The sequence below is a fragment of the Staphylococcus caseorum genome, assembly GCF_049943195.1.
Classification (GTDB): Bacteria; Bacillota; Bacilli; order Staphylococcales; family Staphylococcaceae; genus Staphylococcus; species Staphylococcus equorum_A.
The window spans coordinates 985454-999699 of sequence record NZ_JBNFUA010000001.1 but is presented as its reverse complement, the minus strand read 5'-3'; the positions used below and the strand labels follow the sequence as shown (position 1 = coordinate 999699).

The 14246-nt window shown below is 31.3% G+C and carries 11 protein-coding genes; 8 read left to right on the top strand and 3 right to left on the bottom strand.

Translation table 11 applies throughout. The annotated features are described in order from the left end of the window. Nucleotides 1-74 precede the first annotated feature (74 nt). From ACP3TL_RS05130 to sbcC, 5 genes are all read left to right on the top strand, one after another. Nucleotides 75-314, top strand: a complete 240-nt coding sequence (locus tag ACP3TL_RS05130) for a YneF family protein (RefSeq protein ID WP_021338794.1) — start codon at nt 75-77, stop codon at nt 312-314. Nucleotides 315-569: 255 nt separating this feature from the next. Further along, a complete protein-coding gene (locus ACP3TL_RS05125) occupies nt 570-755 on the top strand; it encodes a hypothetical protein (RefSeq protein ID WP_057512104.1) in 186 nt (61 codons plus the stop codon). 397 nt (nt 756-1152) lie between these two features. Further along, nucleotides 1153-1620, top strand: a complete 468-nt coding sequence (locus tag ACP3TL_RS05120) for a CcdC family protein (RefSeq protein ID WP_002507699.1) — start codon at nt 1153-1155, stop codon at nt 1618-1620. 312 nt (nt 1621-1932) lie between these two features. Next, nucleotides 1933-3063: an exonuclease subunit SbcD gene (gene sbcD / locus ACP3TL_RS05115; RefSeq protein ID WP_285325653.1), complete on the top strand. Its 1131-nt coding sequence runs from the start codon at nt 1933-1935 to the stop codon at nt 3061-3063. After that, nucleotides 3064-6093, top strand: a complete 3030-nt coding sequence (gene sbcC / locus ACP3TL_RS05110; protein ID WP_069832152.1) for an exonuclease subunit SbcC — start codon at nt 3064-3066, stop codon at nt 6091-6093. A 638-nt stretch (nt 6094-6731) separates the two neighbouring features. Here the strand turns inward: sbcC and mscL are convergent. Further along, nucleotides 6732-7082, bottom strand: a complete 351-nt coding sequence (gene mscL, locus ACP3TL_RS05105) for a large conductance mechanosensitive channel protein MscL (RefSeq protein ID WP_069832151.1) — start codon at nt 7080-7082, stop codon at nt 6732-6734. A gap of 201 nt (nt 7083-7283) precedes the next feature. Between mscL and ACP3TL_RS05100 the strand changes: the two genes are divergently transcribed. From ACP3TL_RS05100 to menI, 3 genes are all read left to right on the top strand, one after another. Then, nucleotides 7284-8927 carry a glycine betaine uptake BCCT transporter gene (locus ACP3TL_RS05100; protein ID WP_069832150.1) on the top strand — a complete coding sequence of 548 codons (1644 nt, stop codon included), beginning with the start codon at nt 7284-7286 and terminating at the stop codon, nt 8925-8927. A 348-nt stretch (nt 8928-9275) separates the two neighbouring features. Next, nucleotides 9276-11981 (top strand): aconitate hydratase AcnA, encoded by a 2706-nt coding sequence (gene acnA / locus ACP3TL_RS05095; RefSeq protein WP_069815761.1) that lies wholly within the window; start codon nt 9276-9278, stop codon nt 11979-11981. A 211-nt stretch (nt 11982-12192) separates the two neighbouring features. After that, nucleotides 12193-12651: a 1,4-dihydroxy-2-naphthoyl-CoA hydrolase MenI gene (gene menI, locus ACP3TL_RS05090; RefSeq protein ID WP_069815760.1), complete on the top strand. Its 459-nt coding sequence runs from the start codon at nt 12193-12195 to the stop codon at nt 12649-12651. 268 nt (nt 12652-12919) lie between these two features. Here the strand turns inward: menI and ACP3TL_RS05085 are convergent, their stop codons facing one another. Together ACP3TL_RS05085 and plsY are read right to left on the bottom strand one after the other, a co-directional pair. Beyond that, entirely contained in the window at nt 12920-13216 is a 297-nt protein-coding gene (locus ACP3TL_RS05085; protein WP_069815759.1) for a HesB/YadR/YfhF family protein, read from the bottom strand. A 354-nt stretch (nt 13217-13570) separates the two neighbouring features. Beyond that, on the bottom strand, nt 13571-14179 hold the full coding sequence (gene plsY, locus ACP3TL_RS05080) for a glycerol-3-phosphate 1-O-acyltransferase PlsY (RefSeq protein WP_069832159.1): 609 nt from the start codon (nt 14177-14179) through the stop codon (nt 13571-13573). Nucleotides 14180-14246 lie beyond the last annotated feature (67 nt).

Below are 14246 nucleotides of genomic sequence, written 5' to 3'. Positions count from 1 at the left end.
TATTAATTGAATTGCTCTTGAAAAGGAGCACCAATTTTAGTAAAATTCATTAGGATAGGAAAGTGGGTGAAACAATGGCAACTTGGTTAGCAATTTTATTAATCGTGTTAGCACTAATTCTAGGACTAGTCGGTGGATTTTTCCTTGCAAGAAAATATATGATGGATTATCTTAAAAAGAACCCACCAATTAACGAAGAGATGCTACGTATGATGATGATGCAAATGGGTCAAAAACCATCTCAAAAGAAAATAAATCAAATGATGACAATGATGAACAAAAATCAACAAGATCAAATGAAAAAAACAAAATAATGTTCTATAAAGGGTTCGAGCCAATAAGTGAATTGGTTTGAATCTTTATTTTTTAACAATAAGATTAAAACATTAAACCCTTAGGCATATTAAATAATTTCAAAGTGAATGATAGTTTTATCAAGGGATTTATGTCGCGAACCCTAAAGTATTCAATAATTAAAATGTGAGATTTATATTTCAAATATTCAGAAAATATTTGATTGTGATATGATTTTTGTTATAATTGTGTATATATAAGGGAGGTATCGATAAGTGAAGGATGCTTATGACATGGAAGACAGAGAAGTATTAGATCGACTAGCTAATATGCACATTAACTTTCCGAACGATGAAGCTTTTAAGAAATATCATAACGCAATGCAAATTCATGATATGAATTATCTTAGATATACACTAAATGATGCATTATCAGCATGTGTTAATTCACATGTGCAATAGAGCAAAAATGATAGAATAAACCTTTACCAAGGTTCATTCACATTGTCGACAAAGTCTTAACGACTTTGTTGGCATTTTTTATGGTGTATGTTTTAGATTTTTTAGTCTCACAAAGCTTTAGTCATAGCACTTCACTTTCCCAAGAATAAAACAATAGAAAAAATTATATTATTCGCATAGATGTTAAGCATATTTAGTATAAGAAATTTATTATTTATAGAGGGAAAAGATATTGATAGTTGTTATTTACTTAATTTAAAAATGCTAATATATACTATGTAATGTTAGAAACGATAAAATAGTTGAAAACGAATTAAAAATACTGATTAATATTTTGTTAAGTGATATACTATCGAAAGTAAATATCATCTTATAGAAATTTAAAGAAGGTGTAAGTGTGTTATATTTAGTAATTTCTATAATTTTCGCTTTTATAATGGGACTAGGTGCTATCTTTGTGCGAATGAAAGCGCAAAATTTTCCAGTTAATGAAAAGAAAATTATATTACCACCATTTTTTATGGCAACAGGTGCTTTAATGTACGTTGTTCCATATTTTAGATTAACTGGTCTTGAAATTGTAGAATGTATTATTTTAGGTATAGCGTTTTCTACAATTTTAATATGGACATCTAAATTTGAAACTCAGGGCAGTGAAATATATATGAAGCGCTCTAAAGCTTTTCCTATCATTCTTATTTCACTACTGTTAATACGTACATTACTTAAAATATTTATTAGCAATAAAATAGATCCAGGAGAAATTGGTGGCATGTTTTTCTTGCTTGGTTTTTCTATGATTGTTCCTTGGCGTTTAGCGATGTTATATAAATATAAAAAGCTTAAAAGCACGTTAATTCAATAGTTTGGAGAGGCTGGGGCATAAATACATGTCTCAGCCTCAATTGTTATATTGGCAGCAGTTGAAAGAAGTGAAAATTCCTTTATATGAAACTTTTAAAGCATTAGTTCTTCATTTATGAAGATAAGCAGTTCTTATATAAGAGCTGAAGCTATTGTCTTTTTTTATAGTCATCTTTGTGATCTGGAGTCATATGACAAAATTTTATTAGAAAAATTAGTTTTTTGTCTCATCGCCATTATGGTTATACTTGTCTTAGTGGTAAAAATATTATAATATATAAATACGAACAAACGTTCTATTAGAGGTGTTAAAATGAAAGTAATACATACAGCCGATTGGCATTTAGGCAGAATTTTAAACGGTAAATCATTATTAGAAGACCAAGCGTATATTTTAAATCGTTTTATAGAAGCGATGGACAATGAACAACCGGATGTCATAGTGATTGCCGGTGATTTATATGATACAAGTTATCCGAATAAAGATGCGATTCAATTATTAGAAAGTACAATTGATACTTTAAATCTAGAGATGGGCATTCCGCTCATTATGATAAGCGGTAATCATGATAGTAAAGAACGATTAAACTATGGTTCCAAGTGGTTTGAAAAATCAAATTTATATATACGTACAAAACTTGAAGATATGAATGCACCTATTTCAATTGGAGCTATAGATTTTTATACGTTACCGTTTGCAACAATTAATGAAACTCAACACTTTTTAAAAGATAATACGATAGAAACTTATCAACAAGCTTTAAGTAAATCTATTGAATATATGAGTAATAATATAAATAAGAATAATACCAATATTCTTATTGGTCACTTAACTGTACAAGGTGGTGTGCGTTCAGAATCAGAGAGACCTTTATCTATAGGGACAGTCGAATCTGTAGAAGTTGATTCGTTTCAACAGTTTGATAGAGTTATGCTGGGTCATCTACACCATCCGTTTAGCATAGATTCTGATTTTATAAGCTATAGTGGATCTATACTCCAATATTCTTTTTCTGAAGTGAATCAACCTAAAGGGTATAGAACCATTGAAATTAATGAAGATACAATTAAAGAGAAATTCATACCGATTGCGCCTTTAAGACAATTAGAAGTTATAGAAGGCGATTACGAAGACGCGATACAAGAAAAATTAAAGGTAAAAGATAAAGATAATTATTTACACTTCAAATTAAAACATATGTCTCATGTCAGTGATCCAATGGTACATTTAAAACAAATTTATCCTAATACATTAGCACTTACAAACCAGACTTTTGATTTTAGTGCACACATTCATCAAGATAACTATGAAATTCAAAAATTAGATGATGAAACGATAATTGATAAATTCTATAAAAATATTACTGATGAAGAACTAACACAAACTCAAGGTAAAACAGTAGCTAAGGTGTTAAATGATTTACTCGAAGGAGGATCTGAATAAATGAGACCTTTAACATTAAATTTAAATAATTTCGGACCTTTCTTAAAAGAAATGATAGATTTTAATAACGTAAAAGATAATCAACTTTTTTTAATCAGTGGTAAAACTGGATCAGGTAAGACAATGGTTTTTGACGCAATTGTGTATGCACTTTTTGGTGAAGCGTCTACTAAAGATAGAAAAGAGAGTGATTTAAGAAGTCATTTTGCAGATAGCAAGACACCTATGATTGTAGAATTTGAATTTAAACTAAGAGACCATATTTTTAAGATTGTGAGACAAGGTGCATTTATTAAAGAAGGTAATAAAAATAAAACGCTAGGCCAGTTAGCAATATACCAATACGAAGACAATGAATATAATCTCAGAGAGAGTAAAATAAATACGGGTAATCAATTTATCAGAGATTTATTAGGCGTAAACGCTGAGCAATTCAGACAACTTTTTATATTACCTCAGGGAGAATTCAAGAGATTTTTACTATCTAAAAGCTCAGAGAAGCAAGAAATTTTAAGGACACTTTTTAATAGTCAGCGTTTTGAAGAAATACAGAAACACTTGAGTAACGACGTAAAAGAAGTTAGAGAACAAATTGAAAAAAGATTCAATATGTTAGAAAATAATTGGCATGATATTGAAACATTTAACGATGAACTATTAACTGAATATAAAACAATCAATGCTAGACAAACAAATCGAATTATGGAAGTATTACCAGAATTTAAAGAAAAAGCACGAAAAATACAACAAGAAATAAAAGAAAAAAAGAGTAAATATAAAGATGAAGTGACCTCGGCAGAAAATAATTTAAATTACAATTTAAAACTTGAAGAAGCATTAACGCAGCTTAAAGAGAAACAACTGCAATATGAACAGTTACTTTTAGTTGATGACGAAATCAAAAAGAAAATCAAACTATTAAATGAAATTTATGAAGTAAGACCGTTAGCTAATTTGTTAGAGTCTAAAGAAACGTTAACTTTAAAAAAAGAAAAATCAATAAAAGATATCGAAGAAAAAGAAAAATCGATTAATACGCTCAAAGATAAGTCACATAAAAATAAAAAACAACTCGAAAAACATTTACAGTCTTCAGACATATTAAAAGGTTTTAGAAAGTATGTAGAAAAATGTAAGTTGTTTTATGATAAAGCAAGTAAATATCGAGAGGCATATCATCAACGTGAAACAATAAATAAAGCTTATAAAACACTTGAAGAAAAGGTTAAAACACAAAAGCAACTACTGGATGATCTCGCTAAGAAGTTAAACCATCGTAAGAGTGATTATAAAAAAGTTGAATTGCTTAATGCACAAATTTACAATTTAAATAATGAAATCAAAGAGTTAAAACAGAATGAACTCAAAAAAATTGAATTTGAAAGCTTACAAAACAGAAAAAAACAGAAGTTAACAGATATAGAAAAATTTCATATGCAACTTCAACAATTAGATGACAAATACTCTAATATAGACAAAACGAATATAGATTTAAACAATAAAAAGGATATTATTGCAAAAGTTCAATCAGCATTAAATTCAGGTGATACATGCCCGGTTTGTGGAAATGAAGTACATTCAATTGAGCAACATCTAGACTTTGATGAACTAACGGAAAGACATCAAGCGTTAACTGCAATAGAAGAACAACATAAAGATATAAAAGAGAAAAAAATAAAATGTGAAAGTGAATTAAACTATTTAAATGAACAAATAGAAAAATTTTCTCAAGAAGAGCTTAATAATACGAATTATCATGAACTTGAAAAGCGTATTGATTATAAATATGATGAAAAAGAGAATTTAGAAAAAGAAAATGAAGAGATTAATCAATTAAAAGAGCAATTACAAAAAAACGAACAAACTTATCATACGCTTGAATTAGATATGAAAAATAAGCAACATACTCTAAGAGAAAATGATATTACTATAAATGACTTCGAACATAACACCGAATTTGATAATGTTGTTGAGTTTGTGAAAGCTTATGAAAGTAATTTAGAAAAGATAAAAGAATATGACAATGTTTTTAATAAATTAGAACAAAATATTCTAAATAATAACCAACAACTGTCTATTGAAGAAAATAGTAAAACATATTTAGAATCAAGTTTAAAAGAATTAAAAAATGAATTGGAAAATATGAATCTGAAGATAGATGAAGAAATGGATAGAATTGGCTTCACCCAATTTGAGCAGGTGGAAGCAACAATAGTTAAAGTAGCAGATAAAGATAAAATTGAAGCAGAGGTCAATACTTACAATAAAGAGAAACAGTCATTAGAATTAATTATTACACAGCTTAGTGAGGAAACGAAAAATAAAAAACTTGAAGATAGCCAACATTTAAAAGAAATCTATCAACAAAAGCAACAAGTATTAGACAATATAGCTACGGAATTAAGCCAACATGAATATAAGATTGATTTTAATCAGAAGAAAATCAATGAGATTAATTCAATTATAGAAACATTAGAAAAGGAATTGAAAGCACAGCAAGAAGTGTTTCAATTAGCCGAAATATTGTCAGGTAAAAATGATCAAAAGTTAACGTTAGAAAACTATGTATTAATTTACTACTTGGAACGAATTCTTGCTCAAGCCAATCAACGTTTAGCATTGATGACAGGGCAACGCTATCAATTAACAAGAAGAGAACAAATATCACAAGGTTACAGTGGACTTGAAATAGACGTTTTTGACTCGCATTCGAATCAATCTCGACATATTTCATCATTATCTGGTGGAGAAACTTTCCAAGCATCATTAGCCTTAGCATTAGGACTTAGTGAAGTAGTTCAACAAGAGTCTGGAGGAATTGCTTTAGATTCTATGTTTGTAGATGAAGGTTTCGGAACATTAGATCAAGAAACATTAGAAACAGCGTTAGATACATTACTGAGTTTGAAATCTACAGGGAGAATGGTAGGTATTATTTCTCACGTAAGTGAACTTAAGCAAAGAATTCCGTTAATACTTGAAGTTAGTACAGAGCAATATCAAAGTACTACACAATTTAAAAGGCAATAATTGAATAAGGGATTGGTACAGAAATCTAGTTTTTCTAAAAAGATTTCATCGCATGAGCCCAGCCCGGCAAAGTTGACTATAAAATGGAATACAAGAGCTGAAGCGCTTTTAAAGAACTACGTATCTTCATAAATGAAGTAGTCGTTCTTTAAAGGCATGATATAAGCACATTTTCAATTGAGTCAGCTACTGCCAATATAATTATAGAGGAGTCTGAGACATAGGATTTACAGTGAACTAAAAAATGGTGGTTTCTACGTGAAATAAAGTAGAAACCACCATTTTTATGCGCTTATCCATTTTAGTAGCTCGATGAGTTACTATTTTACTTATATTTATTGCCATTAATACTAATTCTACTTCTCGTTTAACTTTAGGTAAGCCACGAAGTGACATTCGTTTGAAAACAAAAATAGCATTCAAGAAACCAAAAACTGGTTATACATCAATATTTTTTGGTTGTTGAATTATTAGAAAATGATGGTGCTTTGGGTTGACCCATATAGGAAATACGCTATTTAAAGACTACAACAGGCTGAGTCTTTGTCTGCGGTAAACATGCATAAAAAATACCAACAAAATCGTTAGACTTAGTTGGTAGTAAGAAGCAATGGATATCAAATGCTTATTGCTTTTTATTAATTTTTTTCACGTAGTAAATCACGGATTTCTGTTAGTAATACAGTGTTTTCTTCGACTTCTTCTTCTTCAGGTTTCATTAAGGTGTTTGCAATTTTAACAAAGATGAATAATGCAAAAGCAATGATAATGAAATCTATAATTGATTGTACAAACATACCATATTCGATGCCCATGAATGTCCAACTTTTTGCAAAGTCAACAGTTCCGAAAATCAAGCCAATTAAAGGCATGATGATGTATGCAACTAGTGCTGTAACAATTTTGTTGAAAGCTGCACCCATAACTACAGCTACCGCTAAATCTAAGACATTACCTTTTAATGCAAATTCTTTAAATTCCTTCAACATTTTATAACACCTCTTAATTAAATATAAATTTTATTATACAATAAGTTTTAAATAAAGAGAATAGTTTTTTTAACTAAATTTGATATTAACACTAGGGTTTGTTATTCTAATACGTGGCGAAAGATAAAAATAGAATTTATAGTGATTTTTCTATTTAGGATTTTAAAAAATTAAATAAGATGAGAAAGGGAGTTATTATTAATGAATTCTTCTAACGATAGACTTAGTGGTAAGAAAATATCTCCAGTTTTTATCTATAGTGCGATACTCGTAGCGATTGTAGTACTTATAGGTGCATTCTTGCCTGAACAGTTTGACACTGTAACAAATACAATCAAACTATGGATAACAGAAAAACTTGGATGGTATTACTTAATACTTACAACGTTCATTGTTTTCTTCTGTGTTTTCCTAATATTTAGCCCAATCGGTAAACTGAAACTTGGTAAACCGAATGATAAACCTGAATTTAATACAATTTCATGGTTTGCGATGTTATTTAGTGCTGGTATGGGAATTGGACTTGTATTCTATGGAGCGGCTGAACCAATGGCTAACTTTGCTGCGCCACCAACTGCAGATCCAAAAACAACTGAAGCGTATACTGAAGGTTTACGCGCAACATTCTTCCATTGGGGCTTCCACGCATGGGCAATTTATGGCGTAGTAGCATTAGCGCTTGCGTATGCTCAATTTAGAAAAGGCGAACCAGGACTTATTTCTAGAACTTTACGACCTATCTTAGGTGATAAAGTAGAAGGTCCTATTGGAACAATAATCGATGTATTAGCAGTATTTGCTACTGTTGTTGGTGTTGCCGTATCACTTGGTATGGGCGCATTACAAATCAATGGTGGTTTGAATTACTTATTCGGAATTCCAAATAATATATGGGTACAAGCAATTATTATTGTGATTGTAACTATATTATTTATCATGAGTGCTTGGTCTGGATTAAGTAAAGGTATCCAATATTTAAGTAATCTAAATATTAGTTTAGGTTTAATATTGATGGTAGCTGTACTTATTATTGGTCCAACTGTATTAATTTTAAATATGATGACAAGTTCAACAGGTAGTCTATTGAACTCGTTCCTATTTAACTCATTTGATACAGCAGCTTTAAACCCTCAAAAGAGTGAATGGATGTCTAGTTGGACACTTTACTATTGGGGCTGGTGGTTAAGCTGGAGTCCATTCGTAGGTATATTTATTGCACGTGTATCTAAAGGACGTTCTATCCGTGAATTTATTTCTGGTGTACTTTTAGTGCCTGCATTAGTAAGTTTCGTTTGGTTCAGTGTATTTGGAGTACTAGGTATTGAAACTGGTAAGAAAAATCCTGAAATATTCGATATGACCGTAGAAACACAACTCTTTGCTGTGTTTAACGAAATACCTATGGGCATTATATTGTCAATTATTGCATTGGTATTAATTGCATCATTCTTTATTACTTCAGCTGACTCAGCGACATTCGTATTAGGTATGCAAACGACATATGGTTCGTTAAATCCTTCGAATTACGTTAAAGTCACTTGGGGTATTGCACAGTCATTAATTGCTTTCGTATTATTATTTGCAGGTGGGGGCGATGGTGCACAAGCACTGAACGCGATTCAGAGTGCCGCCATTATAAGTGCCTTGCCGTTCTCCTTTGTAGTTATAATGATGATGATTTCATTCTACAAAGATGCGAACAAAGAGCGTAAGTTCTTAGGCTTAACACTGACACCTAACAAACATAGATTGCAAGATTATGTACAACATCAAGAAGATGAATATGAAGATGATATTATTGAAAGACGTAAACCGTTAAGAGACGATGAAAAAAACGAAAAATAATGTGAATTAACTGGGGGATCCTAATGGACCCCCAGTTTTTTTGTGCGCAAAAAGATTAAATATTAAGCAGGAGCAGTTTTTGTTAAAGCGTTTAATATAAATAAAAAATATAAGCAAAACAGTAAAAAGAATTATATATATAATTAAATATAGGTGATAATGATTCTCAATTGATAACATTAACTTATTACACAATCATAGAGTGATAAGTTATACTTATACATACTGATTGAAAAATCAAATCTAAATTATATAGGTTTCTAGTATTATGTAGTTGTTTTAAGTTGCATTTAATTATACAATTCAGATAACGGCATATAATCAATATAAATTTCAAGGGGGATTTTTATGGCTTCTAATATCAAACAACAAGCGAAAAAATCGTTTGAGCTTAACGGAAAATCATATACGTTTTATGATTTAAACACGTTAGAAGAACAAGGTTTAACGAAAGTATCAAAATTACCATACTCAATTAGAGTATTACTAGAGTCTGTTTTAAGACAAGAAGATGGTTTTGTAATCACTGATGAACACATCAAAGCATTATCTGACTTTAACAAAGGTGCAGAAGGCGAAGTACCATTTAAACCATCTCGTGTTATTCTACAAGATTTCACAGGGGTTCCTGCTGTTGTAGACTTAGCATCATTACGTAAAGCAATGAATGATGTTGGCGGAGATTTGGATAAAATCAACCCAGAAGTACCAGTAGATTTAGTTATTGACCACTCAGTTCAAGTTGATAGCTATGCAAATCCAGATGCATTAGAACGTAATATGAAATTAGAATTTGAAAGAAACTACGAACGTTATCAATTTTTAAATTGGGCTACTAAAGCATTTAACAACTACAGTGCAGTGCCACCAGCAACTGGTATCGTTCACCAAGTTAACTTAGAGTATTTAGCAAATGTTGTTCATGCTCGTGAAGTAGATGGTGAAACTGTAGCGTTTCCTGACACATTAGTTGGTACTGACTCACATACGACAATGATCAATGGTCTTGGTGTATTAGGTTGGGGCGTAGGTGGTATCGAAGCCGAAGCCGGAATGCTTGGTCAACCTTCATACTTCCCAATCCCTGAAGTGATTGGTGTTAGATTATCTAACGCATTACCACAAGGTGCAACAGCTACAGATTTAGCTTTACGTGTGACTCAAGAGTTACGTAAACAAGGCGTAGTTGGCAAGTTTGTTGAATTCTTTGGTCCAGGTGTACAACATCTACCATTGGCAGACCGTGCAACAATTGCAAACATGGCTCCAGAATATGGTGCGACTTGTGGTTTCTTCCCAGTAGATGAAGAAGCATTAAAATATATGCGCTTAACAGGTCGTTCTGAGGATCAAATCCAACTTGTTAAAAAATATTTACAAGAAAACAACATGTTCTTCACAGTAGAAGATGATGAACCAGAATATACTAAAGTTGTTGAATTAGATTTATCAACTGTTGAAGCTTCATTAGCAGGGCCAAAACGTCCTCAAGATTTAATTTTCTTAAGTGATATGAAAACTGAATTCCAAAAATCAGTTACTGCACCAGCAGGTAACCAAGGTCACGGATTTGATGAGAGCGAATTTGATAAAACTGTTGATATTGAATTTAAAGACGGTTCAAGTACAACAATGAAAACGGGCGACCTAGCTATTGCTGCAATTACATCATGTACAAATACATCTAACCCATATGTAATGTTAGGTGCTGGACTAGTTGCTAAGAAAGCAGTAGAAAAAGGATTAGAAGTGCCAGAATACGTTAAGACTTCATTAGCACCAGGTTCAAAAGTTGTTACCGGCTATTTAAATGATTCAGGTTTAAACAATTATCTTGATAAACTTGGATTCAACCTTGTAGGTTATGGCTGTACAACTTGTATTGGTAACTCAGGTCCATTACGTGAAGAAATTGAAAAAGCTATAGCAGAAGAAGATTTATTAGTTACATCTGTATTATCAGGTAACCGTAACTTTGAAGGACGTATCCATCCTTTAGTTAAAGGTAACTACTTAGCTTCACCACAATTAGTTGTTGCTTATGCTTTAGCAGGTACAGTAAATATCGATTTACAAAATGAACCTCTAGGTAAAGGCAAAGATGGCGAAGATGTATATCTAAAAGATATTTGGCCTACAATTAAAGAAGTTTCAGATACTGTAGATAATGTTGTTACACCTGAATTGTTCAAAGAAGAATATGCAACGGTATACAATAATAATGAAATGTGGAACGAAATCGATGTTACAGACAAACCATTATATGACTTCGATTCTGAATCTACTTATATTCAAAACCCTTCATTCTTCCAAAACTTATCTAAAGAGCCTGGAACAATTGAATCACTTGAAAATTTACGTGTTATGGGTAAATTTGGAGATTCAGTAACAACTGATCATATTTCGCCAGCAGGTGCTATTGGTAAAGACACACCAGCAGGTAAATACTTATTGGATCATGATGTTCCAATTCGTCAATTTAACTCATATGGTTCACGTCGTGGTAACCATGAAGTTATGGTCCGTGGTACTTTCGCTAATATTCGTATTAAAAACGAATTGGCTCCAGGTACAGAAGGCGGATTCACAACGTATTGGCCAACAGGTGAACAAATGCCAATATACGATGCAGCAATGAAATATAAAGAAGATGGCACTGGTTTAGTAGTATTAGCAGGTAATGACTACGGCATGGGATCTTCCCGTGACTGGGCAGCTAAAGGTACAAACCTTTTAGGTGTTAAAACAGTTATTGCTCAAAGTTACGAACGTATTCACCGTTCAAACTTAGTTATGATGGGTGTATTACCTTTACAATTTAAAGACGGAGAGTCTTCAGAAAGTTTAGGCATCGATGGAACTGAAGTTATTTCAGTTGATATTGATGAAAATGTTAAACCTCATGATTTAGTTAAAGTACAAGCTAAAAAAGAAAATGGTAAAGTCATTGAATTTGAAGCAGTTGCACGTTTTGATTCAAATGTAGAAATGGATTATTACCGCCATGGTGGTATCTTACAACTTGTATTAAGAAAAAAATTAGCTAGTAATTAATAACTTAAAGATTACACAGTAGCTGTCTGATATATAAATTCACTTGTTTTAAGTTCTTCTGCAAGAGCTTAAGCACTTGTACTTCTTTATCTAATCAGTCTTGTGGGGGTGGGAAAAATGAAATCAAACGTTGATTTCTGTCCTGCTCCCTTTTTTATGTTAATATTTAATGTGTAATAATGACTATGTGTATTTGAAAAGAGGACGTAAAATGATTTACAGTATGACAAAAATAGAATCACGTTATCAAGAGACAGATCAAATGGGCGTAATCTATCATGGTAATTATCCTACATGGTTCGAAGTCGCACGAACAGACTATATTTCTAAATTGGGCTTCAGTTATAAAGACATGGAAGATGCGGGTATTATCTCACCAGTAACAGATATAGATATTAAATATATTAAATCCATCACGTATCCAGAAAAGGTAACAATTAAGACTTGGGTAGATAAATACTCTAGATTGAGATATGTTTATCGTTATGAGATTTTTAATGAAGTAGGCGAGTTAGCGACTACAGGATCTACTACTTTAACTTGTATTAAAAAGGAAGACTTTAAACCAATTAGACTAGATAAGTATTTCCCAGAGTGGCATGCAGCTTATCTTGATATTGATCAAAGAAATAAAGCAGGCGAAACGTTAGAGCTTGTACAAGGTATTTAACTCAATAATACTTTTCGTTAAGTATTGATTAAAAGATACATGATAAAACAAATAAAAAAGGATGATTTCTATATTATTTAATAGAAATCATCCTTTTTCTTGTTTAACTTTAATTCTTTTATCTCGAAAGCTTCTTTAATTATACTAATGATAAATCATTTGAATCTAAAAGTTTAAATACAACTGTGTAAGCAATATTATATAGAAGAAAGATAATAATCAACACTGATTGTACATTAACTTAAGTTCAAAATAATTTAACTATATATTATTTAGTAGTATACGAAATTTCATCAACACTATCATTTATATCGATGAATAAATTATCATCTTTAAAATACCATAAATCTTTTTCAGCGATTACAACGTCTAAACCTTCGTAATTATTTTCGTAACCAATTTCAACTTCATCTTTTCTGTCTACGCTAAAGGCAGGGCTAAATCCTTGTTTCAACTGAAATTCTCCACCATAACGAACGAAAAATTGTAAGACTTTATCACCTTCGGGTAATTCAAGTTCTTCTTTAAACCAAGACACTGCATTATTTGAAAGTTCTATTTCCATAATAAAAGTCTCCTTTCGGTTCACAAGTGCTTAACTTATGATAGTTAGTGACTAATCTAAAAATTAGTATTATATACATTACCCGTTTTGAGTAATACTAAAGATATTATAGCATAAATTATCAAAAAATTATTTAAAATCAATTTAGACATATGTGAAATAGCGAAAATCTATGTTAAAGCGTTACATTAGTAGTATAATAGAAGTAATGATGTTTTAAAGTGATTGAAGAAATTAATTCTTCGTACGTGGATGTTAGGGGTCTTAAGCTAAAAATAAAAAGCTGGAGGCAATGAAGTCCTCTAGCTTTTTATTTTAATTACTTGATTGTTTACATAGTGACTTGTGTAATAGTTACATCCATTTTATTTTGGGTTCTTCACCTTTGAAAATTCTTACAATATTAGAACGGTGTCTAATAATCAGCAATACAACTACACCGATGCTAACGATAACCAAGATGACGTCTCGAATGAGTACAGCACCAATAAGACAACAGATTGACGCAATAATACTTGAAAGTGAAACATATTTTGTTAATTTCAATATTATAAAGAAAATAGCTGCTAGTATAATTAATAAGACAGGATTCATACCAAGTATAACGCCAGCACTTGTAGCAACGGCTTTACCACCTTTGAATCCAAGGTAAACTGGATATACATGACCTAAAATTGCGAAAGCACCAACGATTAATCCATTTGTGAAAAATGAACTAATAGGACTTTCTGCACTGACAGGTAACCATAGTGGGAAAAAGACAACAATGAAACCTTTAAATATGTCTAAAAAAGTAACTAGGAAGCCTGCTGGTTTACCTAATACTCTAAAGCTATTTGTCGCACCAGTGTTGCCACTACCAAATTGTCTGATATCTTTTTTATAAAATAATTTTCCTATTACATAGCCACTTGGAAATGCACCAATGAGGTAACTTAGTATCAACATGATTATAATCATCATCATATATAATCCACATCCTTTAATGACATTAAAATTATTTTACCATACAAGACCATAGTAAGACGAA

What these genes read in the sequence shown, in the direction of transcription:
- ACP3TL_RS05130 (WP_021338794.1), top strand. Translation starts at nt 75, where the DNA reads ATGGCAACTTGGTTAGCAATTTTATTAATCGTGTTAGCACTAATTCTA.
- sbcD (WP_285325653.1), top strand. Translation starts at nt 1,933, where the DNA reads ATGAAAGTAATACATACAGCCGATTGGCATTTAGGCAGAATTTTAAAC.
- sbcC (WP_069832152.1), top strand. Translation starts at nt 3,064, where the DNA reads ATGAGACCTTTAACATTAAATTTAAATAATTTCGGACCTTTCTTAAAA.
- mscL (WP_069832151.1), bottom strand. Translation starts at nt 7,082, where the DNA reads ATGTTGAAGGAATTTAAAGAATTTGCATTAAAAGGTAATGTCTTAGAT.
- ACP3TL_RS05100 (WP_069832150.1), top strand. Translation starts at nt 7,284, where the DNA reads ATGAATTCTTCTAACGATAGACTTAGTGGTAAGAAAATATCTCCAGTT.
- acnA (WP_069815761.1), top strand. Translation starts at nt 9,276, where the DNA reads ATGGCTTCTAATATCAAACAACAAGCGAAAAAATCGTTTGAGCTTAAC.
- menI (WP_069815760.1), top strand. Translation starts at nt 12,193, where the DNA reads ATGATTTACAGTATGACAAAAATAGAATCACGTTATCAAGAGACAGAT.
- ACP3TL_RS05085 (WP_069815759.1), bottom strand. Translation starts at nt 13,216, where the DNA reads ATGGAAATAGAACTTTCAAATAATGCAGTGTCTTGGTTTAAAGAAGAA.
- plsY (WP_069832159.1), bottom strand. Translation starts at nt 14,179, where the DNA reads ATGATGATTATAATCATGTTGATACTAAGTTACCTCATTGGTGCATTT.